The organism is Calothrix sp. NIES-3974 (genome assembly GCF_002368395.1).
Classification (GTDB): Bacteria; Cyanobacteriota; Cyanobacteriia; order Cyanobacteriales; family Nostocaceae; genus NIES-3974.
Window position 1 is genome coordinate 4,818,202 of record NZ_AP018254.1, and the last position, 24,180, is coordinate 4,842,381.

Annotated in this window: 20 protein-coding genes and 1 pseudogene; 4 read left to right on the forward strand and 17 right to left on the reverse strand. The window is 43.0% G+C overall.

Annotation, left to right across the window (positions count from 1 at the left end):
* Positions 1–138: 138 nt before the first annotated feature.
* The 6 genes from CDC37_RS19430 to CDC37_RS24505 all read right to left on the reverse strand — a co-directional run bounded on the left by CDC37_RS19430 (position 139) and on the right by CDC37_RS24505 (position 6,763).
* Positions 139–2,403: a heavy metal translocating P-type ATPase gene (locus tag CDC37_RS19430; protein WP_096624280.1), complete on the reverse strand. Its 2,265-nt coding sequence runs from the start codon at positions 2,401–2,403 to the stop codon at positions 139–141.
* Between the two features lie 255 nt (positions 2,404–2,658).
* Positions 2,659–2,871, reverse strand: coding sequence for a hypothetical protein (locus tag CDC37_RS24500; RefSeq protein WP_157780788.1), 213 nt, complete (start codon positions 2,869–2,871; stop codon positions 2,659–2,661).
* Between the two features lie 139 nt (positions 2,872–3,010).
* Complete coding sequence (locus CDC37_RS19435; RefSeq protein WP_096624282.1) at positions 3,011–4,366, reverse strand: hypothetical protein; 1,356 nt, start codon at positions 4,364–4,366, stop codon at positions 3,011–3,013.
* A 338-nt stretch (positions 4,367–4,704) separates the two neighbouring features.
* The gene (gene def, locus CDC37_RS19440) at positions 4,705–5,256 is read right to left on the reverse strand and encodes a peptide deformylase (RefSeq protein ID WP_096624284.1); all 552 of its coding nucleotides are present in this window, start codon (positions 5,254–5,256) and stop codon (positions 4,705–4,707) included.
* An 89-nt stretch (positions 5,257–5,345) separates the two neighbouring features.
* On the reverse strand, positions 5,346–6,626 hold the full coding sequence (locus CDC37_RS19445; protein ID WP_096624286.1) for an HhoA/HhoB/HtrA family serine endopeptidase: 1,281 nt from the start codon (positions 6,624–6,626) through the stop codon (positions 5,346–5,348).
* Positions 6,623–6,763 (reverse strand): hypothetical protein, encoded by a 141-nt coding sequence (locus CDC37_RS24505; protein WP_157780789.1) that lies wholly within the window; start codon positions 6,761–6,763, stop codon positions 6,623–6,625. Before CDC37_RS24505 ends, CDC37_RS19445 begins: the two co-directional genes overlap by 4 nt.
* 256 nt (positions 6,764–7,019) lie before the next feature.
* Here CDC37_RS24505 and dnaA point away from each other — a divergent pair, with 256 nt between their 5' ends.
* The 3 genes from dnaA (at position 7,020) to CDC37_RS19460 (ending at position 12,319) form a co-directional block, all read left to right on the forward strand.
* Entirely contained in the window at positions 7,020–8,402 is a 1,383-nt protein-coding gene (gene dnaA / locus CDC37_RS19450) for a chromosomal replication initiator protein DnaA (RefSeq protein WP_096624288.1), read from the forward strand.
* Between the two features lie 298 nt (positions 8,403–8,700).
* Entirely contained in the window at positions 8,701–9,858 is a 1,158-nt protein-coding gene (dnaN, locus tag CDC37_RS19455) for a DNA polymerase III subunit beta (protein ID WP_096624290.1), read from the forward strand.
* A 769-nt stretch (positions 9,859–10,627) separates the two neighbouring features.
* Positions 10,628–12,319 carry a hypothetical protein gene (locus tag CDC37_RS19460; protein WP_096624292.1) on the forward strand — a complete coding sequence of 564 codons (1,692 nt, stop codon included), beginning with the start codon at positions 10,628–10,630 and terminating at the stop codon, positions 12,317–12,319.
* 130 nt (positions 12,320–12,449) lie between these two features.
* On the opposite strand, the gene CDC37_RS24765 is transcribed toward CDC37_RS19460, so the two are convergent.
* Positions 12,450–12,626 (reverse strand): hypothetical protein, encoded by a 177-nt coding sequence (locus tag CDC37_RS24765; protein ID WP_172892802.1) that lies wholly within the window; start codon positions 12,624–12,626, stop codon positions 12,450–12,452.
* Positions 12,627–12,634: 8 nt separating this feature from the next.
* On the reverse strand, positions 12,635–13,582 hold the full coding sequence (locus CDC37_RS19465) for an SPFH domain-containing protein (RefSeq protein ID WP_096626418.1): 948 nt from the start codon (positions 13,580–13,582) through the stop codon (positions 12,635–12,637).
* A gap of 354 nt (positions 13,583–13,936) precedes the next feature.
* Between CDC37_RS19465 and CDC37_RS19470 the strand changes: the two genes are divergently transcribed.
* The gene (locus CDC37_RS19470) at positions 13,937–14,149 is read left to right on the forward strand and encodes a hypothetical protein (RefSeq protein WP_096624294.1); all 213 of its coding nucleotides are present in this window, start codon (positions 13,937–13,939) and stop codon (positions 14,147–14,149) included.
* 342 nt (positions 14,150–14,491) lie between these two features.
* Here the strand turns inward: CDC37_RS19470 and CDC37_RS19475 are convergent, their stop codons facing one another.
* The 9 genes and pseudogenes from CDC37_RS19475 to cpdA form a co-directional block, all read right to left on the reverse strand.
* Positions 14,492–15,280, reverse strand: coding sequence for a hypothetical protein (locus tag CDC37_RS19475; protein WP_096624296.1), 789 nt, complete (start codon positions 15,278–15,280; stop codon positions 14,492–14,494).
* Entirely contained in the window at positions 15,273–17,699 is a 2,427-nt protein-coding gene (locus CDC37_RS19480) for a CHASE2 domain-containing protein (protein ID WP_096624298.1), read from the reverse strand. Before CDC37_RS19480 ends, CDC37_RS19475 begins: the two co-directional genes overlap by 8 nt.
* A gap of 429 nt (positions 17,700–18,128) precedes the next feature.
* Complete coding sequence (locus CDC37_RS19485; RefSeq protein WP_096624300.1) at positions 18,129–18,326, reverse strand: hypothetical protein; 198 nt, start codon at positions 18,324–18,326, stop codon at positions 18,129–18,131.
* Between the two features lie 73 nt (positions 18,327–18,399).
* Positions 18,400–19,701, reverse strand: coding sequence for a DUF1822 family protein (locus tag CDC37_RS19490; RefSeq protein ID WP_096624302.1), 1,302 nt, complete (start codon positions 19,699–19,701; stop codon positions 18,400–18,402).
* A 147-nt stretch (positions 19,702–19,848) separates the two neighbouring features.
* Entirely contained in the window at positions 19,849–21,309 is a 1,461-nt protein-coding gene (locus CDC37_RS19495; protein ID WP_096624304.1) for a hypothetical protein, read from the reverse strand.
* A 566-nt stretch (positions 21,310–21,875) separates the two neighbouring features.
* Positions 21,876–22,799 carry an Rpn family recombination-promoting nuclease/putative transposase gene (locus tag CDC37_RS19500; RefSeq protein ID WP_096624306.1) on the reverse strand — a complete coding sequence of 308 codons (924 nt, stop codon included), beginning with the start codon at positions 22,797–22,799 and terminating at the stop codon, positions 21,876–21,878.
* A 29-nt stretch (positions 22,800–22,828) separates the two neighbouring features.
* On the reverse strand, positions 22,829–23,071 hold the full coding sequence (locus CDC37_RS19505; protein ID WP_442861100.1) for a DUF4351 domain-containing protein: 243 nt from the start codon (positions 23,069–23,071) through the stop codon (positions 22,829–22,831).
* Between the two features lie 6 nt (positions 23,072–23,077).
* Positions 23,078–23,170: pseudogene (locus CDC37_RS25850) on the reverse strand (DUF2887 domain-containing protein); the annotation flags it as partial.
* Positions 23,171–23,262: 92 nt separating this feature from the next.
* Positions 23,263–24,072 (reverse strand): 3',5'-cyclic-AMP phosphodiesterase, encoded by an 810-nt coding sequence (gene cpdA, locus CDC37_RS19510; RefSeq protein WP_096624308.1) that lies wholly within the window; start codon positions 24,070–24,072, stop codon positions 23,263–23,265.
* Positions 24,073–24,180: the final 108 nt, after the last annotated feature.

A 24,180-nucleotide genomic window follows, 5' to 3' on the forward strand; every position in this document is an offset into this window, starting at 1 on the left:
TTTAGCTTTTCAGATGAACATCTCTTCCAAATTGGTTCACATTCGACCCGTCAGGATTAGAGACGACCCGACGGGATTGGAGATGACCCGACGGGTCGTCTCTACTTCTGTTGTAACTTACTTATCTGTCTTCGCTCGCTAAACTTCATCGATATTTGCAGTTTGACTTTTGAGAATGGGACGTAATCCGTTTACTCCAGCAACGACGGTGGAACCGTTATTCACAACCGTAGCAGCTAAGGGATTTAAGCCAAATAGAACTGCTACGATTAAGGCTGCTAAATTGGGAACCGCAATAATTCCCGTATTTTGATGGATTAAACGCTTGGCATTACGGGCGATTTCAATGGCTGCAATTAGCCCGGATAAATCGTTTTGCATTAACACCACATCGGCTGTTTCCCTGGCAATTTCCGAACCATGAGCGAAGGAAATTGATACATCGGCATAGGCAAGGGCTGGTGAATCGTTGATCCCGTCGCCGACAAAAGCCACTGTTCGACCGGATTCGTGCAATTCCCGCACCACCCGCGCTTTTTCTTCGGGGAAGGCTTCTGCATGGGTAAATTCGGGTAAAATCCCCAATTCCTGGGCAACGGCTGTGGCTGTACGCTGATTATCCCCCGTCAACATGTGTACCTCCACCCCTTCTACTTCCATCAGGGTATGGATAACGGATGGTGTTTCGGGACGAATCACATCGCTGTACCGAATGATACCTTTCAATTGCCCATTACTAGCCACATAAATGGCATTCTGGGGGTGTTCGGCTAATGCTGCTAAAGCATCCATATTCACCTCCATCTGCCGCAGGAATCTTTCACTCCCCACATACACCTGTTCGCCATCAACTAGGGCTGTCACTCCTAATCCCAGTTGGTAATCCCACTGGCTGCGGGGTAACATTTCCACCTGGTGTTCCTGGGCATAGTTAATGACAGCTTCGGCAACGGGGTGAGTCAGACGCTGTTCTGCTGCCGCCGCGATCGCCATAATTCTTTCTGGAGTGGTATGGGGATCGAGGCTTTCTACGCTCTTGACGGCAACTTTACCTAGGGTCAATGTGCCGGTTTTATCAAAGACAATGGTGTCGATGGCGGCTAATTGCTCTAGGGCGCGACCGCTACGAATTAATACTCCTCGACGGGCTGCTCCGGTGAGGGCTGCAAGGACGGTGGTGGGAACGGATACCCGGATACCGGTGGCAAAGTCTAAAGTGAGGACACTGGCGGCTCTGGCGGGATTACGAGTAGCTGCAAACACAATACCACTCAGTAATATTGTGGGGACAACGGCTTTCTGGGCGAGTTTGGCGGCGTAGTTTTCCATCCTGGTATCGTGGATGGGAGCGTTTTCCATTAGTTGGATACTTTGACCCGCACAGGTATCATTACCTACCCGCTCCACCTGAATATACATGCACCCTTCCCGCACTAAGGTGGATGCGTAAACGCTTTGTCCTTGACGTTTGAGGATGGGGACGGATTCACCGGTGAGTTTTTGCTCGTCTAGGAGGGCTTGTCCTTTGATAATTATGCCATCAACGGGAACCTGTTCCCCTGGATAGACAATGACCGTATTTCCTGGTTCCACTTCCGCGATGGGTACTTGCACTTTCTCCCCATCCTGTTCAATCCACGCAAATTGTCCCAGGGAATCGAGTAAATCGAGGGTTTGTTGTTTGGATGAACGCGCTGTGCGATCGCGGATATTTTCCCCGATTTCGATCAGGTTCAGCATCAATGCTGGTGTGAGGAATTGTCCTTGACAGGTGGTGATGGCGATTGCCATAAAATCTAGCAGGTCAATCGTAAATTTACCTTCCTGAAATAGTCCTAACCAGGCTTTTTGGAGTACGGGTAAGGTGGTAATTGCAATTGTCCCCGCAATTAGTAATGGAGGGATGGAGAAACCCAAGGGTCCTGCTAATACGGCCATTGTGGTAGCTAGGGTTGATAATTGCAATCCTGGCCAGTTATTTTCCGGTGCTGGTGGGGTTTTCACCGGTTTGAGAACTACCACATCGCTTGCTGCTTGGACAAGATGGGTTAAATGCGGCTTAATTTGGGTGTCGTGGGGGGAGGTGGGTGTGTATTTCACAACCAATGAAGCCGCAGCTGGTTTGATTCTGACTTCGGTGACTGTGGTTTCTGCTTCCAGTAAGGTTTGTAAGCGTTGACCATAGTCGGGGTCGTAACGCAAACGGGGAATGCGTATACGTATTCTTCCGGGTGTGACATGAACAACGCTGTATTCAACGGTTTTCAAGGTCTGAGCGACTCGAATTTCCGGTGATTGATAGCGCTTGGTGGGAGTAATTTGTTCAACAGAAACTACTTTCTCCCCGGCGATCGCATTAAGATGGCTGGGGGAGGGTCGTAAATCCGTCTGGAGTTGTACCATTGCTCTACTCGCATACAAAACTGAAGGAACTGTTGGATTAAATTGAGCGAAATCAAATTAATTTATCTGCTGTTACGCATTTAAGTTTTTCACAGATAACTGTTAACGGTTGACGGTTCACACCAAATCAAGTAAGTATTTATGCAATTTCAGTGAGTTTTACTTATTCGCGCGACAACATTTTCCCAACTGACTCAAAAGTCGCTGGGAATGGGATATAAATTAATTTTCTGGTTTGCTGACAACTTGATAATTTCACAGTTGTAAGCGTGATAGGTGAATTGTCAATTTAGTGACGATGATGATGGGTAGATAAAAATTAACCATGAAACTCTGGAGGAATGTCTTCTGTATGACGGTTGACTGTTGAATCAATACGGTTGGTTCATGATTTTTCGTGGTGATTTCGGGAGACGCGATATATCCCGTCTCTACAATTATTTGGGGTTGACGAATTTTCTGCTCCAAACCGTATTGACTGTTGACGACTGACTAACGAAATCGAATTTTCAAACTTATTTACACGATTGGAAAATACCCAGACCGAAATTATCCTGTTGTGATGACGGTGAACAGTTAACACTCACCTGTCAACCATCAACTTCCCTCAATCCAGGGGAAAATTCGCCATAAACGCGAGGGAATAGGATAAGGCTGGTGCTTTCAAATCTGTCCACCAACTCGATATCTCGTTCACTGTTGTGGGGGAAGCAGTAACAAAACTCGATTCCTCTACCGCTCTTGCTGTTACTGATACCTCTGTCTGACTAGCACTGATATTCGAGGTCTGATTCACTACCATTGATGGGGAGGTGGTGATAGTACCTGAACGTGCTTGCGGTTGATTTGGCTGATTTTGGTGATGATTATTTTGATTGTTTTGATGACTGGATGCAGATGGAGTTGTATCCGTATCAGCTTGCATCAGTAAATTCACCCAATAGGATAGCTCTAAATTCCTAATTGGGTAAGCGATCGCGACTGATGATGCATCTGGGTTAATCCGCACACTGGTCACTTGGGAATCCGTTTTTAACAGCCGTTCCAAGTTGCGAGCATAAACTCGATCTGTGCCGATGCGGGGAACATGAAACCGTACCCGACCGGGAATTGCATGGACAACACTGTATTCGATGGAACCAGTGCTACGGTTGAGAGATTCTTCTTTCGTTAAAAGTCCCTGAGTTGACAATTTAGGTCGATGCTCCACTGATGATTTTGATGATGTTGATGTTTGAGATGTTTTTTGATCCCGATTTGGAGTCGCTGATTTTCCACTCGGCGATCGCAGGTGGTTTTTCACCTGATTTTTGATCTGGTCTTTTATTTTGTTTTTTATGGGGTTTTGTCGATTTTTCGGTTCCGGGGTATCTGTGGCGAAAAATGCCGACACCTGGGGTTGTAAATAGTTAATCACTTTCCGGGCTGCCTCTACTGTAATCAGGTATACGGGAATTGCGGCAAACCCATTCACACCTAATCTTCCTGTCACCGCTAACCCTAGCAACAACGGTAACAGGTCGATTCCCTGTTCTTGCCAAAAGGCGACGGATTTCCACGCTGCAAACAGGTCTTCTGCCATTTGTCCAGAGGATGATCTCCCATCGGCTACACCTAATTTCCCTAGTATGCGCACAACAACCTGGGAAGATATCTGAGACTCATCAAACTTGACCACCAGACTTTTGGTTGAGGGATGGAGGACTGTACTGGTAAATCCTTCCTTTGTACCCAGCAGTTCCCCAACCCCATTTAACAAATCTATCTTTTCTGCTTGTTTGGCACGGATGCGTACACGTCCACTCGTCACATGCACTATTTCCAAACCAACAAAACTCTGACGCAAGGGTTGATCCTGCTCGACTCCACTTGTTGATGGTTCCCGACTATTTGCGATTCCCTCAGCAGACGCTTGAAAACGCCCATCGGTAGTATCGCGACGGCTGGTGGTGATTTTTGTCATGATGCTCCCAAAGCCAAACGCGTTACGTGGTTAACGTTAGGTTAAGTATAGCTTAAATTGAGTATAAATGAAAAGACTTAACCGAATACTATTTTAATTTTTTTTGATAGGTAAATGGGAAAAAACAAAATAACTTAATGAAGGGGAGTAGTCCGTGATGGGAGACGCGATATATCGCGTCTGTGCGGTTCAGGGAAGAAAATATATCAGAATTTCTGCGAAATGGTGTGACATCAAAAGGTATGAAAGTGGTTTTCCCCTACTCACTTTTAATTCAGCCCCCCATGTCGTTTGAACGCAGCCAAACAGGAAAATAGTTCATTTCTACTCCCTACTCCCTACTCCCTTTCTACAGGTAGAGACGAATTGTCGAGTAGTTGCTGATATTCTGCTTCCGTAAGAATATCTTGTGGTGATTCCACCCGATCAATAAACAGGATGCCTTCCAGATGGTCGTATTCGTGTTGGAAAATGCGGGCGACAAAATCTGTTAATTGACAGTTTTGAATTGAGCCATACCTGTCAGTATACTCAACTTCAACTGTGGTGTATCTAGGGACGAAACCCCGCAAACCAGGAACACTTAAACAGCCTTCCCATCCCTTAACGGTGGTTGGGGAATGGGCGATAATTTTGGGGTTAATCATGGCCGTTGGTTCCATCTGGGGAGCATGGGGATAGCGTGGATTCGGACGGGAAGCAACGATAAATAATCGCTCACTAATAGCCATTTGGGGTGCAGCGATACCCACCCCATTAGCTGCGATCGCAGTGGTAATTAATTCATCGATTAGGGTTTGGATGGATGGGTCAGCCAGGTTTTCTACAGGTAGAGATTGCTGACGTAGAATCGGATTACCGAGTTGGATAATTTGATGGTTGTTTTCCATGATGAGGATCGGAGACAGGATAGGGGATACAGGAGACAGATACCTTATCCTAATATCTCCTGCACCTAGAGACGATTCTTTGGTCGTCTCTACTCTCGACTTGAACTTTGGGTGGGGAAGGGTGCGGGACTGACGGGAATAGTGAGAACTTGGCTGTTACGCATAATTTGTATTTGTAGTGGTTCGCCAATTTTGCTGTTTTCGACTATTTTTTGTAGTTCTTCGACTTTGGTGACGGGTTGATTATTGATCGATTGTACTACGTCTCCGGCTCTTAATCCGGCTCTCGCTGCGGGGGAACCACTGACGATTTCGACTAATAGTACACCCTTATCTGCTTCCAGGCTAACTCCAAGACGTTGATTAATGCGATCGCGGATATCTCGGTTAAGTGTCACCATTTTCACACCCAGGTAGGGGTGATCGACTCTACCTTTAGTAATTAAATCTTGGGCGATGCGTCGAGCGGTGTTGATGGGTATGGCAAAGCCTAATCCCTGCGCACCGCGAATAATTGCCGTATTCATTCCGATGACTTCTCCCCTGGAGTTGAGGAGGGGACCACCGGAATTACCGGGATTAATAGCTGCATCGGTTTGGAGATAGTTAACCCGTTTGTCGGATGCACCAATATCACTGCTAGAACGTCCGGTAGCGCTGAGGATTCCGGATGTAACGGTGTTATTTAAACCCAAGGGATTCCCAATGGCAATGACTGCTTCTCCTGGTTGTAAGCGGTCAGAATCGCCGATGGGGATGGGGGTAATTCGATCGGCTTCAATTTGAATTACAGCCACGTCGGTAATTGGGTCTTCCCCTAAAACTTTACCTTGAATACTACGTCCATCCTTGAGGGTGACGGTGACACTATCTGCACCATCAACCACGTGAGCATTGGTCAGTATTTGTCCCTCCCGATTAATAATAAACCCGGAACCGCTACCCCTTTCCACTCGTTCCCGTGGTTCTTCAGGGAATTCCCCCCCAAAAAAACGCCGGAAAAATGGATCTTCAAATTGCGATCGCGGTTGACTACGTACTGTTCTCGCTGCATCAATCCTTACCACCCCGTCCCCAACTCTTTGGACGACCGATACGACGTAATTGGGGTCACCACTAGCGGCAATAATCGGTGGAGGAGCAGCTTGGGTATCCTGATTATTATCTACCTGTGGGGGTGGGGAAGCTTGATTTTGATTGGGAACCACAGGCAAATTATTGGCTAACTGTCCACATCCGCTCAGGAATATCAAGCCAAACCACCCCAACCACCAACCCGCAATTCGCCATACACCCGGTTTGGGGATAAATTTTTGTGTATCTTGTGTATCAATTTGTTGGGATTTAGTTACTTCTATATTTTGATTCATGTGTCCTTAATTTCTCCGTATTCGTCAGCAAGTGGTAGGATATACCCTACCGAGACGATTTGTTCACGGGTTTCGATTGGGAAAATAAAAAAACGCCAAGGACGGGTAATACCCAAAATTTGCTGGGGAATTTTCATTTCATGCAAGCTTTTGCGTCTATGGATGTAACGACGATGAATTCGTCAGCCTTGGTCAAGTCAAGGGTGATGATTCATCCCGATTCCTGGTTTACTCCTGTTTCCTGAATACCGTCCCGACTGCTGTAACTCCCAATCAAAAATCACTCACCAATATCAAACCCCGTTAATGTGCTTTCAGTCTAGATTGTATTTTGCTAAATTATTTTTTTGCCATATTTTCCCCCGTGACAATTGAGCGCTAAGGTGGTTACGCATGTCCATGTCCATTGACAATTTATGGAATCAGGTTCTGGAAAGGTTGAAAGTCGAACTTTCCCGTCCCACCTTTGAAACTTGGATCAGACCTACCAAAGCCGAGCGTTTAGAAGATAACTGCTTGGTGATTTCGACTCCTAATCCCTTTGCCCGTAATTGGCTACAAAAGTATTACATCCATACGATTGCCTCGGTTGTCAGGGAAATCACTGGACAATCAGTACAAATCTATATTGTTATTAACGATAATGATAATGAGGTAAAGACCGAATCTTGGCAGCACGAATCCTTAAGTAATAATTTACCTACAGGAACTACGCCTAATTATCCTGCCTTGAAACCTCCCTTCACACCAGCTTTAAATCCCAAATATGTATTTTCCCGGTTTGTTGTCGGTGCGAATAACCGCATGGCTCATGCTGCTTCCCTTGCTGTTGCTGAGTCTCCGGGACGGGAATTTAATCCCTTGTTTTTGTGCGGAGGTGTCGGTTTAGGCAAAACTCATCTGATGCAGGCTATTGGTAATTATCGCCTAGAAATTTGCCCCCAAGCTAGAATTTTTTACGTTTCCACGGAAAAATTTACTAATGATTGGATTGCAGCCATTCGCAAGGGAAAGGACGGGATGCAAAGCTTTCGTGAACACTACCGAACTGCGGATGTTTTGCTGGTGGATGATATCCAATTTATTGAGGGTCAGGAATCCACCCAGGAGGAGTTTTTCCATACCTTCAATACTTTCCATGAAACGGGAAAGCAAGTTGTGATTGCTTCTGACCGTCCACCGGATCAAATTCCCCGTTTACATGAGCGCTTATCGTCCCGATTTGCAATGGGGTTAGTTGCGGATATTCAAGCTCCTGATTTGGAAACCCGGATGGCAATTTTGCAACAAAAAGCCGAAAACGAAAGTATCCGTTTACCTACGGATGTTGTCAGATATATTGCCTCGAATTACACTTCCAATATTCGCGAGTTAGAAGGAGCTTTAATTCGGGCTTTAGCTTATATTTCCATTTGGGGTTTACCGATGACTGTGGAAAACTTGATTCCCGTCCTCGAACCACAACGTCAAAAATTAGCTGCTACCCCAGAGGCTATTTTAAGTATTATTGCGGATGAGTTTTCTGTTTCCATTGAAGATTTAAAAGGCAATTCCCGTCGTCGGGAAATTAGTTGGGCTAGGCAGGTGGGGATGTACTTAATGCGACAATACACAGATTTAAGTTATCCCCGTATTGGTGAAGAATTTGGCGGCAAAGACCATACTACAGTGTTATATAGCTGTGAAAAGATTGCCCAATTATGTGCCAGTGATGAAAGTACGATGCAAAAAATTAGACAATTGAGCGATCGCATTAACATTAGTCAACGCTCCTAAAGCCTGTGGAAAAACCTTCCCTTGCTGTGGAAAACCGTTTATTCTCCCATCGGCGATAATTTCCCCTGGCAATTTGCCTTTTTTCTGAGTGCTGACAGTATCCCTGTTCCTATTAGGTTCATGCTCCCCAATTTTGCTGTGGAAAAAAATGGATTTTTTCCACAGGTTTTCCACAGATGCTGTTAAAAAAGACACCCGTTTAAATTTCTGGCACAGGCAAAACGACGACTTTCAGGTTTTTTCTGGTTAATGATAGGATAAACAAGGCCCTATTTTGTCTAGGAGAAAATCGGACGGTATGAAAATTGTTTGTACGCAAACCAACCTCAACACCAATCTTTCCTTGACAAGTCGTGCGGTCTCCTCCCGTCCGACCCATCCGGTTTTGGCCAATGTGCTGTTAGATGCATGTGAAGAAACCCAGCAGGTGAGTTTAACGGCTTTTGATTTAAGTTTAGGAATTCGGACTAGTTTTAGTGCTGAAGTCATCAAAGGGGGAACCGTTGCCATTCCCGCCAAGTTATTAAATGATATTATTTCCCGTTTGCCAGAGGGAGAAATTAGTCTAGATGGGTCGGCAAATGAGGAAAACATGGCTGAGACAGAAGGATTTATCGTTAATATTATCCCAAAAAGTGGTAAATATACAGTTAGGGCCATGAGTGGGGAGGAATTTCCCGAACTACCAACTATCCCAGAACCGCAAACTGTGGAAATTGCTGCGGGAATTTTAAGTGAGGGTTTACGGGGTTCCCTATTTGCCACCAGTAGTGACGAAACTAAACAGATTTTGACTGGGGTTCACTTAACAATGATGCCCGATACTTTAGAATTTGCTGCTACCGACGGACACCGTTTAGCGGTGGTGGAAACAGCCAACGAAAGCTCCGACGAGGACTTTGAACAGCTAGAAGTAACCGTCCCAGCGAAAGCCCTCCGGGAACTAGAACGGATGTTAGGGCATACAGAACCAGAAGAGGCGATCGCAATTTCCTTTGACCAAGGACAGGCGATTTTTGAATGGGGTAATCAGCGTTTAACTAGTCGTACCCTGGAAGGTCAATATCCCCAGTATCGTCAGTTATTACCCCAGCAATTTCAACGGGAATTAACCCTCGACCGGAAACTATTTTTAACCACCCTGGAACGCATTGCCGTACTGGCTGACCAAAAAAATAACATCGTCAAGGTCAGTATTGATAGTGGTAATCAGGAAGTCAGCCTATCGGTGGAAGCCCAAGATATCGGTAGTGCCTTTGAAACAATCCCTGCCGAAATTTCCGGCGATGACATCGACCTGGCTTTTAACGTGAAATACTTACTGGAAGGGTTAAAAGCATTACCCACAAGCGAAATCCTCATGCAGTTAAATTCCCATCTCACACCCGTAATTTTTACTCCCCTCGGTGGTGTGAAAATGACCTATTTGGCAATGCCTGTGCAATTACGGAATTAGAAATAAATCCCTAGGGAGGGTTTACAGTTACACCCTTATGAAAACTTCAAAGAAAGACCTTCGGATTGTTAAGAAAGATGGGGCTAATGGATAGCTGCGGAGAAGGGAAATCCAGTTCCCCTGAATTTCTCACGAGTAAGTTGTAAACCTTGAGTAACGGATTGATTTTCTGACTACTCCCTACTCCCCATTCCCTGTGGGTTTTAGGGTTTTGTGAGAAATGCGGGTTCCCTCCCCCAAAGTTTGCTAGAAAGCGCAAAGTCTGCGGGGGGATACTCCCCCCGTAGAACTTTGTCAGAAGAAAATCTTCCTGGTAACTTCTCTCCGAAATCGGGGAGGGTTCTTCCTATGCGTAAATTACACAATAACAGGTAAGATGCCTATCCCACCAGGTTTTCATAAATTTTAGAATACCTAAATATACCTAAATATATCTAAAAATAGTTAATTATCAAGCCGATTGAAAAAGAATAGTATTGATATTAACGTGAGTTCGATGAACCTCACCCCAAACCCTCTGTGACTTCCCAGAGGAACAGAAAATCCGCAGTTTTCAATCAAGAATCAATTCTTCCAAAACCTCTGTTCTCAAGAGCTTTGGAGAGGGATTATTTGTATCTGTCGAATTCACGTTGATATTAAGCAAGAGCGAAGAGATTCGTAAACAAACTAAACCCTATCTATTTTTGTAATATCAGGTTTGTTTTTACCGATGAATTTTGTCTCAAACTTAGCAATTCCCCTATATAAAAAATAATTCCAGAATCAGATGACAGAACAGAATAATTTGCCTTTATATTCCCCCGAACAGGTGGATTTAAGAATATTTAACGCAATTAAATCTCCCGACTATGGAATGTTTTATGGCAAACCAGTTAAAAAGATAAAACGGCTTTTTTATAAACAAATAATTGTAGACGATGAAACAATTATGAGTAGCGAAACCATTAAAGTTCCCGGATATATTGGGATTGCGGATCAGGATGATTTAATCGATCCGGATGGGAACTCGGTTTCGGGACATGGTGATATTGTGAAGTACCTGAATGAATACGGGATTTTACCCTGTACCTATGTTTACCATAAGGATGCCTATGGTCGGGTGGTGGATTTGCGCTGGATTTTGGATAGTAGCGACGAAACAAACTTGATGGAACTGATTATTAAAGGGGGTGGACACCATACGGGTGCAATTGTTCCCGCAATTCGTGCAGGAAATCCATCCTTTGCTTCCCTCAACGAACCCGACACCTACCACGCAGGAATGTTCGGACATCCAGGTTTTGTGGCGATCGCGCAGGGTTTGGAGTTTCCCGAATTCGTGACCAAAACCCAAGCTAGAGGCTATACCGATACGATTATATGCTGGTTAGCTGTGATGAATTCGTTTGTTGAATTTTCGGAAAATGATTTTAATGGCGGTGATCCGGTGCGAGTGTGCGATCGCAATTCCCTCCAAGAGTTTCTCAAAAATTGCGCTCTTGCTGCTCTTGGTTCAACGGATGCGATTGATTTCCTCAATCTTGCTGAAAACAAAGCCTACTGCGCTGAATTTATTTATATTGGTTTAAATAGTCCCCTTTATCCGTTTAATCAGCAAGGTTTGACTAAATTACTCGATGGAGACGCAACCAAAGCCGAAGAATTACTTAAACTACAAAACCGTCAAAATAATCGTCAAGTCAATCTCCTCAGCAAAACCAGCCAAAATCCGGAATTTCAGAATTTTACCATTCAAATGCCAATTGTACCCCAGGATTTAATTCCTTTGGACGAACTAATGACCCAACATGGGGAAAATATTGATCCAAACTCAATTCCCTTCCCTCCCTTTACCTTGACCCAAGTCGTCCGTCGAGCAATTCGGACTCTTCTTCCCCGGAAAAATGACGTGAATAACGTTAAAATAGCCCAAGCTCAAGCCAATTTATTTGCATCATTAGAACACCTTATTTTCAAACAATTAGGTGTTACTCCACCCCCCTCACCTCCGCTAGAAATTCCCGGAGTACCCATCGATTATTCAGTTCCAGATTCATCCCCAACCAATACTACTCCCGACCCAAGAATCGCGATAATCCGGGAATTTATTGGATTAATTCAACAGCAACTGCAACAACCCTATCAAAGTTACATAGATTTTGATCAAGCTATTGATCAGATGATGGAAAAAACCCACGAATTACTCGCTAACAGTGGAGTGCAGTATTTTATTCCCCCTCGGATTTATATTGATTTAGGTCAAAACGATGGTGATGATAATTTACCCAAAGGTTGGGGTTTTAAATTAAAAACTGTCGGTGCTTTGATTTTCCGAGGAGCAATTCGTAGCGCTGTGGTGAATTCAAATAATTCCCAATCTTCTGTTTCTTTCCCCAATCATCAAGAACAAGAGAAAGAACAAGAAAATAAATCGAAAACAAACCAATCCCAAAAAGGCGCAGTTTCTTCCTCAAAATAGTTTTGCTAGGTTGGAAAGCCACCGCTAATTTCAACACCCAAAATTATTGTAGAGACGCGAAATTTAGCGTCTCTACGAAATTTCGCGTCTCTACGTGGGGTCATCGCAACCAAAAATCCCTATGTACATTTCAATCATCTCCAGATTTATTTTTGCTTTCTTGCCAACGTCCTGATTTCTTTGCTGCTTCTGTCAACAGAAACTCGATTTGCGCATTGACACTACGTAAATCGTCTGCTGACCATTTTTCTAATATCTCATATAATCGCATATCCAAACGCAATAAAAACCGTTTTTTCTGGCTCATTTTCTCGACTAACTATAAAGTGTGCCAGTGTTGATTACAGGTTGAGCGGTTTGCTCGGATGTTAAAACAACCAACAGATTATTAATCATAGAGGCTTTGCGTTCATCGTCCAACTCAAGGGTCTGTTCATGACTCAAACGGTTGAGAGCTTCGTTGACAATCCCTACTGCACCTTCCACAATTTGTCGTCGTGCTTCAATTAATGCTTTAGCTTGTTGTCGTCGTAACATCATTTGGGCAATTTCCGGTGCGTAGGCTAGGTGGGAAAGTCGTGCTTCTAATACTTCTACTCCTGTCACCTGCAAACGAGCTTGTAGTTCCCTTTGTAGTGCTTGGGCGATTTCATCGGGTATCCCCCGTAAGGAAGGGGTTTCTTTGCCATCTGGTGCGTTGGAGGTGTCGTAGGGATAACGAATTGCTAAGGCTCTGATGGCTGTTTCGCTTTGAATGGCAACAAATTCCTGGTAGTCATCCACTGCAAATTGGGATTTGGCTGAATCTACTACTTGCCAAACTACCACTGCGGCAATTTCAATGGGACTTCCTTCTGCATCATTCACTTTGATAATCTTACTATTAAAATTACGCACCCGTAAAGATAGTTTTCGCTTGCTTGCAAAGGGATTTGTCCACCAAAAACCAGCTTCACGCACCGTACCCATATATTTCCCAAATAATACCAACACCACGGCTTGATTTGGTTCAACACTGAAAAATCCCGAAAGTGAAGGTATCACAATCACTAATAGGGTTGCCAATAACCAGGCGATCGCTTGTGCTGCTCCTTCCTCTCCCAATAGATCGGTAATTTTTAAACCCCTCGCTAGTATAGCTTGCAAATTGTTGACGCTATGCCAAATATACCACCCTCCGACTAAGGCGATCGCACTCAACACCCCTAACACCACAAATCCGTTGATTCTAAAGGCTGGAAATTCTTTGATTGCTGCTTTCATTACATCCATAATCTTATTTTGATTCCAAAATGATATCACTATGGTATCAAAAAATCTGGATTTTGGGTTGAGTAGAATATTTTCCCAAAAATCTATCGAAATCCAGAGAATATGTTTGTAGTAACAATGTAGTATGTAGGGTGAGGAGGGAAAGAAGGGTGAATTCGATTTGATATCTCCCCTTTCGGTTGCAAAGAGCTTCTAGGGGTATTGACGTTCAAAGTATCGCAGATTGAATTTTTGTGATTTACAGATACAGAGGAAAAGTCTTGACGGGGAAAATTTTTATTTCTGTATTTTTCGTGCTGCGAAAACGACTTATATCTCCATGAGAAAAAAACGGAGTAAACAGCAATGTTCCACGCGCAGATAGCTGAACCAGAAGGTATTAATCAACAAGTTAATGAGGAGAAACGGAAACCAGAGAATAGAGAATTACCGACATCTGCACCATCAGAAACTGAGATGAACACCGATAATACATCTCAATTTGCCAGAGTCAAAACCCAAGAATATATGCGCAACGTCCGATTAGCCTATATTTACCAAAGAGGGATAATGTTTTAAAGATTATTTGAAAAGAGGCTTTTAATACTTCCCCCAGGGTTTTTGACCCCTCACTATTTATTCACTACCCCTTATTGGTCTATCACATAGGTTATGAGGGGTTTTTAGTAGTGGCTTTAGCCTCGAAAAAGCTTTAATTTAGAGCGCTATACCCGCAGGGTTGTCGTAGACTAGTGCTACTATGTGCCTTTTTCACCCATCAAAGTTAGTGCGATGGACTACTACTCACTCTCAAGTCAGTCGATCAGGACAAATATACGGTTTGAGATTATTTCCTATCTTCAAGAAGTCTCAATCTAAAATCCAAAATCCCTTTGATGATCTCAATTCAAAATCGAAAATCTAAAATCTAAAATCCCTCTGGTTTCCTTTTCTTGCGGTGGGTTGACTAGGAGTACAAACACTAGCAACAAATTCCTCCCGTTTTTGTACAAAAGCAGGGGAAGGATTTTCCACTTCACTGATAACTTGAAGTGCATCCGACCACGCATTAAATGTACCAGTTTCCGTTTGATGTTGAATTTGATAGTTGAGGAAATACTCAGCTTTTTTCTGAGCGATGACCTCAGCAGAAGCGCGATCGCCTTTGAGTTTTTGCTCTAGTGCTTGCAGTTCCGTGGCAATTTTTTGTCGCTCTTGACTGGGGAGAACTTGGAAAGTAAACCAATTGCTGCTAGTTTTACCAACTAATTGCCATTGATAGAGTTTACCCGCTTCTAGGGGTTGGGGTGCAGTATAGGCTAGCTTTTGCGCAGAAATATTCACATCCTGCTTCCAGAGGATAGTTTGGGTATCATAATCTCGCACCACTAACTGTACCTGTTCGGGTTTACCCGAATAATTCCATAAAAATACGGGTTTGTTGTGCCAAATCTTATAGGTATCGACTAAACCAGGTGCGATCGCGCAAAAACCAGCACCGGAACGGGAGATATTACGTCTTCTGGGACGACGTTCCCAAAATGAGGCAATAAATCCAGTGAAGTTTTGGGAAATCAGTTGGGGTGTTTTTGCGGAAATGTTCAATGCGGATGTGTGATTTATTCCCAGGGAGATGATTGTCACCGTCATCAAAGGGAGTAGAGATAAACTTAAAAGGGTTTTGTAAAAGCGACGCTGATTGCTAGACATGGGTTTTTCTCCTTGTCACGGATATAATGTAGGTTAAAAATACGGACGTAGGTAATAACCAGGGCAATAACACTGCTGATGATATATACAGTTGCAAAGAAACGATTCCGTAAATGCTGCTAAAAGCGATCGCAGCGAGGATAATTTGTAAACGATGTTGGGATGTCCATTTCGGCTGACGTTTGAGAAGGAAAAAGGTGGTTTTACCAAAAATGACAGCGACTCCAATCATCCACAGATTGGGGATGGGAATTACCATCCTCCGTTGGAGGAAATGATGGGTCATGTAGGCTAAAAATTCTCCCCCGGTGAGGTATCTTTGTCTACTTTGATTTTGCATTGCCCAATATTGGGTTGCGGAGGGTGCGGTTGAGTAATCTGCTTTGTTTTTACTAGTTCCTAAACGCTCATCACTACCACTAGCTATTAGGACGATTTGTTCGGGTATCAGGGGAAACTTGTTATTACTGGGATTTTCGATGATTTGCCAAGCGGGTATTTTTGTATATACTTGACTGGGTGGGATGGAGAAGTCGATTAGGGGACGAATTCCCATGAATTCATGGTTTTTGAGAATTGCTCCTGTCCTTCCCTGGGTTGGTTTTTTGCGGGCGATCGCGTCAAAAAAGTCTGCCCGGAGGTTAGTTGTCCGATTCAGATTTGGTTGGGGAATTCCTTCGATTTCCCGATTTGCAGATTGCACCAAAGCCATTAGATAGGAAATGGGACAAGCTTGACGACAATCCCCATCGGGATACTCCACTTGGTAATGGTAAGCGTCTGTGTACCCCTGTAATGTCCAATCCCATTTGTTAATACCAATTGCTTCATTGGTTCCCACTTCCCGGGTGGGTTCTAAAACTGCTCCCAAAATTAACCAGATATTTTCATCCACAGCTTTACGGACTGCTGCTCCTAAGTTCTCGTCTCCCCCCGGTTGGGGTGTGTCAAAGGTGTAGTCTATCCCCACGATTTTGGCGTTCAGTTTCCGGGTGTTATCCAGGATTTTACCGAGATAACTTCGATCCATTGGTAACAGTTGACTGTCCTTTAATTTCGCGCGATAGATGGATTCCGTGTCGATTTCGATTAAAGCTACCGGAGGAACTTCGTCATTGGGAATTTGACTTGTCAGGTTACGGTAAACTGCTTGGGTGAGAATCCGTCCATCTTCCAGCAACATTTCTACCGGAGCTAGTAGGGCTAACAGTACTGTTGCGGTGAGAACGGCTGCTTCCGTAAAGTTTGGTAAACCTTGACGTAGTTTATCCTTCCACCGAATTGGTTTTATTTGATATAGATCCGCACCAGGGTGACAAAATAAAGATGGTACTAGGTAAGCAGAGGGGTAGGTATGGCTTTTTTCCATCCGCAGATACTGCTTGGCTTCCGTTACTGCTGCGTATAAATCCAGGTTGCGACCTAATGCTTGTAGAAAGTGAACTAAAAAGTCCTCTGCAACACGGTTATGAATGGGTTCCCGCATCACCACCACCTGACTAAAACCCAAATCAATCAAAGATTGGGCAATATTCAGACCTTTGCAGGAGTTAAAGATGGCTACCTGTAAACCCCGTTGTCTTGCTGCTGTTAGTTGGGGAGCAATTTCCTTAATCGAGATGGAAACCCCCGGAGCAACCCCTAATTCTCCCCCGGTTAATTCAGTTTCGTTACTGTGTCCAGCAAAAAACAGGATATCCCAACCCCGTTCATCGGCGATCGCTTCCACAATATCTGTGATCACCTCACTTGCTGTTTGCTGTGGTTGCCAACCCACAAATTTCACTTCGGCAATTTTTTCCAGGGATTTAATGCTTTTGCGTTCCGCTTCAAAGTTTAAACCACTATCATCACCCAAAATTGCCAGAATTCTGGTTTTACCCCGGAGTGACTTCTTGCTGCCACTGGCATTGGCTGCTATATTTAAGGGAGTACGAATAATTTTAATCGCTCCCATACTGGCAAATTCGCTTCCTAATTCCCAAGCTTCCCAGGGTAAACGGTCAATTTCCATCGGTGTGCAGGTCAAGCTGATTTGAATTGTCTGTTCTTCCCCTGAGTTGATGATTGTCAGCAATTCCTGACTTGCTTGGGCAATTCTGGCTCGGATTTCGTATAATTCTCCACTCCGCAACCAGCGATGAAACTCGTACATTAACTTCGTTTCCGCCTTGACTAGTTCGGCGTGCCAATCGATATTTAAGTTGGCAACACCACCCCCCACGGCTCGTCCGCGCATCTGTTCTGATTTGTAAAAACTCAGATATGCACATTCCCACTCTTTGTATAACTGGGTCAAGGTGGTTGGATAGTTAACCTGCGAGGCTAATCTTTGTCCTTCACCCCAGGACAACTCAAATAAACATGTTTGTTCAACTTTTTGAACTTTAAGATTAAAAATATGCGGACAGCTTTCCATAGTCTATCATCTCGCAGGCTGTTTGATGCTTGTTAATCTACTGGTTGATTATTAAGAATCAATATGATTGTTTACAATAATTCATGGGATATTGGATTATCTGGATATTGAGCGAGTAAGGCATTGATTTTCTTGCTACTCCCTACTCAGAAGCAAGTTGTAGGGATTTGGTAGATGGGATGACCCTGTGAATGTAGGTTAGGATGAGCATCCTATTCAGGATTTTTTCAAAGTTTAATATAAATTGCTGCTAATTAGTTCACTATTAACAATACCTGTAACAATTCCTCCTTTATCGTGTTCTTAAGTATCTAAAAATACATCCAAGTATAATATTTGATTATGGATAATTATCAAATCATGAATATTTTATTCCTGTGGTAGAATATCATAGACATGACCCATCTCTAGCTGGAATCAGAATTGGATTTATTGCTGCTCAATGATTTTCACTTGAGATAAAAAAGCTAAAACTATTCCACCCAATTTTGATACATATTCTTTCCCTACTTCCCGTCCGGTATCAACTCCAAAGTAAAACGGTATAAAAACTAAATTTTGCCTGGGATGAGAAGTCGGATTTTTCTCCAGAGTTTGGGTCGCTGCAAGAAAGCCGACTTCTAGCAAGATATCTATATCGAAAAAGCCGAATTATGGGATATCGATAGTCATTTAATGATATCAAAGGTGTAAAATCCCTTCATTCTAATTCCAACCCAAAGGGAGGGATATCAAAAGTAAATTGTTGATCAGCAGTGACTTTGACCCAAAAATTTTCACCGATATTTCCAATTACTTGGGCAAACAAAACTCCTCTACTTGTATCAAATAAAGACTCATTAAACAAAGATTGATTTTCATCTTTAATTTCTAATTGTAATGTTTTTGGCATGGGTGTACCTGGTTGTCCACCCAAAGCCACTAATAATAACCATTCTGGATTTTCATCGGTTTCCGAAATAATCCAGGTAATAGCATAGAAGCGAATACAACCAGACTCGCATTCTAAATCCCGAAATGCACCCCTTGCATGAGCAGGAATATGCACCCCTTCCGTTTCTAAGCTGGAACGGATTTGGTCAAAATTATCGTTAATCAGTCTTAAGGAACGCATTGGTGCGGGAGATAAACTGGGTGTATTCATCAACATCCAACCTAACTCTTGAGTCGCCATATCAATGCGATCGCGTAACCACAATCCCACATTAATTAAGGGTTGATTGTTGGCATTTTTTGCTGTATCAAGCCAATATTTTAAGAGTTCTGGCTGACTGAAAAATACTTTCGCGTCAGCGATACTCAAAATTTGCCAGGGATTTTTTTTGGCTAATAAGGACTTGTTCTCAGTAATTTTTTGCCGTACACTTCTGACCTCGGCTTCCGAAACAGATGTTAATTGGGGTAGGGAAATGGCATCTGGTTGTAAGCAGCGTAGATTTAATAATAAAGCATTTGCATCCCCATTAAACCAACTTTGATCAATCCGATAATTCCAATCAGTTTCAATTTTTAAATCTTCCCTTTTTCGCTGCAAACAAAACTGCTCATAGGTCATAAAACCAGCAAATGCAACTTGGGAACTTTCCTCTTCCACCTGCATTAAAATATAAAAATGGGCTGCCAAATCCGGAATATCAAAAACCGCAAAAGGTAGACTATGCTGACTACTAAAATTGCTAGCATTTAGCACACAAACCCGGAAATCACCAACTTGAATATGGCATCCAGCTGCCAAAATATTCCCATAGATAGGTTGCCAAATCGTTGCGTGATTGATATTAATTGTTAAGTCGGGAGCGCGTTCTGCCAACCAATCAGCAAAACCCAGTACAGCTAAACCATTGACATACACTTGCCAACGTTGTTGGAGATGGATCACATCTTTGCTATTATTTGCTGCGAGCTGACATCGTTCTGGGGATAACTCGGTGTAAGCTGGATTGAGAGCGTACCAGTCGAGTAATTCCGTGACATCTAAGTTAGTTAAAGGTTGGTCAATCATATTAAGTTAGTTAAATCAGTTAGTCGTTGTTTGTCAGAGAATTTTTTTTGGTACACCACATTCAGGACAGGAATCAGATGAGGGGATGGGTGTTTAACGGGGAATTATATAATAAATTATTAATCGGAATTAATAGTGCTTTCCCAGTTATTTTGACCCTTTCCGTTCCTGGGACTGCAAATAATGACAGATTCGACGTGCAAGTAAACTGCGTAAGGGTTGGTTGCGAATGGGGTTTTTCACTTCCGATTCAACTTCTTGAATTAAAGAGGAAATTTGCTCATCGAGGATTCCTTCTAGTTTTTGGTCTAATGCTTGTAAACGGGATGAATCGGTGAAATTTTCAGCTAGTTCTAAAATCCGCGATCGCAAGCTTAATAATAAATTTTGCCGGATATCAGCTCTTAAGTCATTTAATTTTAATAACCTGGTGACTTCATACTGTTTTTTTAAACCGATTAGGGGTGCAATTTGACTCATGGATTGACCTTGACAATGGAATAAATGCAAAGCCGTAGTAAATTGCTGTTCCACCGTACCCCGTTTACGTTGAATTTTCGCTTGTACATCAGCTAAAACCTGAGCGATCGCCTCATCCAATGCTTGGGAAAATTGAGCTTGGTATAAGCGGATGAATTCTACCTGTTCATCATCTTCCGTAGTCACCTGGGTTGCTTCCACCATTGGACGAATCTCTTCCCGGTCGAAGGAAACAGATGTGACTGTTCCTCCCTGTGCAGCAATGCGGTACTGGCGTAATTTTAACGCAATTAACTGTAATTGTTTAAACACAGTATCTGGTGTAATCGATTTTCCCAAACGGGATTGGAAATCATTAGCAATACGCGCTAACTGGTGGGTTGTCGGAGGTTGACACTTAAGCATTCCTCCAGCCATCCTTTGCTGTAAGCGGTCTTGACGATATACACCGTGGTAACTCACCAATAATTCGCAAGCTTGTTCAATTTCCACCTGACTCAAACCAAATATTGTCGTCAAAATCCGCTGCAATTCCTTGGGATTAGTATCATTTAACAAAGCCCAATCACTGACCAAGAACACACCATGTTGCAACAGAAACCGCTTCAGTTCCGTATGCTGTTTCACATAACGACTTACCCAAGCACTCAAGGAACCCTTAGTCGGGTCAAAAGTTTTGAGAATATTGGTAGCCAAAGATTGATAAGATGAATTACCCAAACCAGGGAAACCTTGTTGACTTCTGTGGGTATTCAACCAAGCACTCAGCTGTTGCGGTTGACGTACTGCTATCTCTAAAACCTCATCATCCAACACATACGGTAACAAGTCTTGATAAGTAAAACCATTTTTGCTGCCAAACTTCATCCCTAAATCCAAGCAAACCTGGTAAATCTGGTGTGAAATATAACAACGTAGACATAGTTCAGCCAAAAACTTGTCTTCCCGTTCTCCATTTGCGTCATGTTGAATCTGCCAAAGGTGACGTTGTACCGTCACATCAGCAACATCATGTAAGTCTGGAAAATGCCTTTGAAAATAGGTTTTGGCAACAGCAATCATCTCAACTCGGCGCTTACTTGTGGTATCTAATTTGACAAATTCCCAATATTTGGATGCAGAAGTCACGGAACTATCACCTAATCAACGCCATTATTACCTCAATTTTTCCACCTCCTCTGGATAAATGCAATTTGTAATTACTTCACACCCTCTTGGGGTGCTATATACCTATATTTCCGAGGTTTGCTAACTCATGCACAAATCAGAAAATAAATTTCCCTACATTGGAAATAGAGAGTGGAGAGTAGAAATGAACTATTTAGGGTCTGCGGAAAAGTATTTTAGTGAGGGAAGGGAGTAGGGAGTGGGTACAGACGACCCGTCTGGTCGTCTGTACAGGGAGTAGTTTTAACCCAAAAATTCCTTTTTTTTATTGAACTATTAGCTTTGCTGATTCAGGGGATGATTTTGCTGAATATTGAACGAAATACTAAATACTTTTAGCCTTCAGTTCATCCCGCATTTATGCAACGCCTAAATATTTTCTTGATTGCTAATATCAACATTGGACAGATGCTGCAAACCTTCGGAATTTGCGATCGCGGTTATTTCACTGCTGTCTTTCGGAAAAATTGAGTGTGAATCCCAGTATTTATAATTTATCTATGAATTGAAGTCAAAACAGCATCATCTCATCGAGAATTATCACCCAATCCAGCCAACCAAGCATCTAAATCAGCCATGCTAGTAAAATCAAGCAATGCTTCAGCGAGATTTTCTAATTCCTCCAGGGAAAGGGATTCAACTTGCGATCGCACTGGTTGTGGTAGTTCTCCTACCCGTCGGGTTAGTAGACGCGTAATTAGCTGACACGCTTCCGCTTTCCGTCCTCGCTGTTCTCCTCGTTGCTCTCCTCGTTGCTCTCCTCGTTGTTCTCCTTCTTTTATTCCTTCTTTCCGTCCTTCTTCCTTAATTTCCCGATAAACCTGTGTTTCTTTGAGTGTAATTCCCAACATTTCCTCGACCTCCCTTTGGCTCTTACCTTCAAACTTGTACACCATGATTGTGGTAATTAGCTCTATGATGGCACGATTTTCTGCTGGAGGTACTTCCTGTTGACTCCTTGTTAATAAATTCCTTGCTTCTTCTGTTGCTTGTTCTTCATCAATTGTAGTCAACACCATTAATCCTACCCATACGGGTAACGAACGAATATCTCCGAGTTCATCCAGATATATCCGATGTACCTGGGGACTGTTGAGTTGACTCTGGTAAGGACTAATATCTGTTTGTTCTAAGCTACGGGATGGGTAAATGATGACGATTTGCAAATTGCTGAATCTGCCACGGTTGCGATAAAAGTAGAGATAGGATTCGGCAAATACCCTTTCGTATAGTCTTTCGTCCTTCTGAAATTGCACCTCACAGAAATACACCACACCTGGATTTTCGGTTTGCGGTGGTAGAAATACACCATCGATTTCAAATTTTGCTTCTTTAACTGCTACCGAATCAAATATGTACTCGTCTGCATTCGCAGGTGGATTTGTTAACAGGGCGAATAATAAACTGGGAGATTGCTGAAATAATTTGTAAAATATCGAATCTCGACGCATTCAGGTTGGAAAATAGCAGCTTCACCATTTTAAGGGTTAAGTGCTGCTAACCATGCGTCTAAATCAGCCATGCTAGTAAAATCAAGCAATGCTTCACCGAGATTTTCTAATTGTTCTAGGGAAAGGGATTCAACTTGCGATCGCACTGGTTGTGGTAGTTCTCCTACCCGTCGGGTTAATTGACGCGTAATGAGTTGACACGCTTCTGCTTTCCGTCCTTCTTCCTTAATTTCCCGATAAACCTGTGTTTCTTTGAGTGTAATTCCCAACATTTGTTCTACCTCCCTTTGACTCTTACCTTCAAACTTGTACACCATGATTGTGGTAATTAGCTCTATGATGGCACGATTTTCTGCTGGAGGTATTTCCTGTTGACTCCTCTGTAGTCAAAAGTCGCACCCAAATCTTTTTATTCACTACTTCCCCCTCCCTACTTTTCTTCGACTCCAGGAGGTAGGGGAAGTTATCGATGTGCGATGGCAATATTTGAGTCTCGAAATACGGGTATTCTTTCCACTTGGGTTTTCCAAGTTCCGTCTGGATAGAGTTGCAGTAAACGAAAACCGGGGAATCGATGGTCAAGTTTGAATGTAGAACTTTGGGGTTGAAATTGGACGCAGGTAGAAGGCGTACCTAAATAATCTACACCTTGACGATGGCGGTGATATTCTTGGTGTATATGTCCAAATAATACCAGTTTGACATGGTGATGACGGTCTAAAACCGCCAAAAATTCCTCGGAGTTTTGTAAACAACTTGTATCTAACCAATCCGAACCGATGGGAAAGGGGGGATGGTGGAGAGCTATTAAAGTGGGTTTGGGGGTTGCTTGGATTAGATGTTGCTCTAACCAATCTAGGGTTTGTGCTGATAAAAATCCGTAGCTGGAACCTACTACGCAAGAATTGAGCAAAATAAAATGCCAACCTCCCCGCTCAAATACTTTGCGCTGGGAAAACATACCCGTATTTAAACAGTCTTCCATTATGCGATCGCGATCGCAATCTCCTACTAGCCAATAGGTCGGTATTTTTAATGGCGTAATTAAATTATTTACCGTTTCATAGGAGGCATAACTCCCATCCCCAGAGATATTCCCCGTCAATAGCAACAAGTCAAGCTCGGATTTTATCCGGATGCGCTCAATTGCTTCCCATAAAGACCTTTGTGTCTCCATCCCCAGCAATCTTTGTGTCTGGTTGGCAAATATGTGCATATCTGTCACCTGCGCAATTGACAATGGGACAGCTTGATTTGTCCTTACCGATAACAATCTATACGTATTAATACTTATTGTCTCCTTGTAATTTTTTTTGATGAAATAAAATTATTTGAATATTGATTTTAATCGCTGAGTTCATTTACTGGCAAGTTTTTTATT

What these genes read in the sequence shown, in the direction of transcription:
- CDC37_RS19430 (WP_096624280.1), bottom strand. Translation starts at nt 2,403, where the DNA reads ATGGTACAACTCCAGACGGATTTACGACCCTCCCCCAGCCATCTTAAT.
- CDC37_RS19435 (WP_096624282.1), bottom strand. Translation starts at nt 4,366, where the DNA reads ATGACAAAAATCACCACCAGCCGTCGCGATACTACCGATGGGCGTTTT.
- def (WP_096624284.1), bottom strand. Translation starts at nt 5,256, where the DNA reads ATGGAAAACAACCATCAAATTATCCAACTCGGTAATCCGATTCTACGT.
- CDC37_RS19445 (WP_096624286.1), bottom strand. Translation starts at nt 6,626, where the DNA reads ATGAATCAAAATATAGAAGTAACTAAATCCCAACAAATTGATACACAA.
- CDC37_RS24505 (WP_157780789.1), bottom strand. Translation starts at nt 6,763, where the DNA reads ATGAAAATTCCCCAGCAAATTTTGGGTATTACCCGTCCTTGGCGTTTT.
- dnaA (WP_096624288.1), top strand. Translation starts at nt 7,020, where the DNA reads ATGTCCATGTCCATTGACAATTTATGGAATCAGGTTCTGGAAAGGTTG.
- dnaN (WP_096624290.1), top strand. Translation starts at nt 8,701, where the DNA reads ATGAAAATTGTTTGTACGCAAACCAACCTCAACACCAATCTTTCCTTG.
- CDC37_RS19460 (WP_096624292.1), top strand. Translation starts at nt 10,628, where the DNA reads ATGACAGAACAGAATAATTTGCCTTTATATTCCCCCGAACAGGTGGAT.
- CDC37_RS24765 (WP_172892802.1), bottom strand. Translation starts at nt 12,626, where the DNA reads ATGAGCCAGAAAAAACGGTTTTTATTGCGTTTGGATATGCGATTATAT.
- CDC37_RS19465 (WP_096626418.1), bottom strand. Translation starts at nt 13,582, where the DNA reads ATGAAAGCAGCAATCAAAGAATTTCCAGCCTTTAGAATCAACGGATTT.
- CDC37_RS19470 (WP_096624294.1), top strand. Translation starts at nt 13,937, where the DNA reads ATGTTCCACGCGCAGATAGCTGAACCAGAAGGTATTAATCAACAAGTT.
- CDC37_RS19475 (WP_096624296.1), bottom strand. Translation starts at nt 15,280, where the DNA reads ATGTCTAGCAATCAGCGTCGCTTTTACAAAACCCTTTTAAGTTTATCT.
- CDC37_RS19480 (WP_096624298.1), bottom strand. Translation starts at nt 17,699, where the DNA reads ATGGAAAGCTGTCCGCATATTTTTAATCTTAAAGTTCAAAAAGTTGAA.
- CDC37_RS19490 (WP_096624302.1), bottom strand. Translation starts at nt 19,701, where the DNA reads ATGATTGACCAACCTTTAACTAACTTAGATGTCACGGAATTACTCGAC.
- CDC37_RS19500 (WP_096624306.1), bottom strand. Translation starts at nt 22,799, where the DNA reads ATGCGTCGAGATTCGATATTTTACAAATTATTTCAGCAATCTCCCAGT.
- CDC37_RS19505 (WP_442861100.1), bottom strand. Translation starts at nt 23,071, where the DNA reads ATGTTGGGAATTACACTCAAAGAAACACAGGTTTATCGGGAAATTAAG.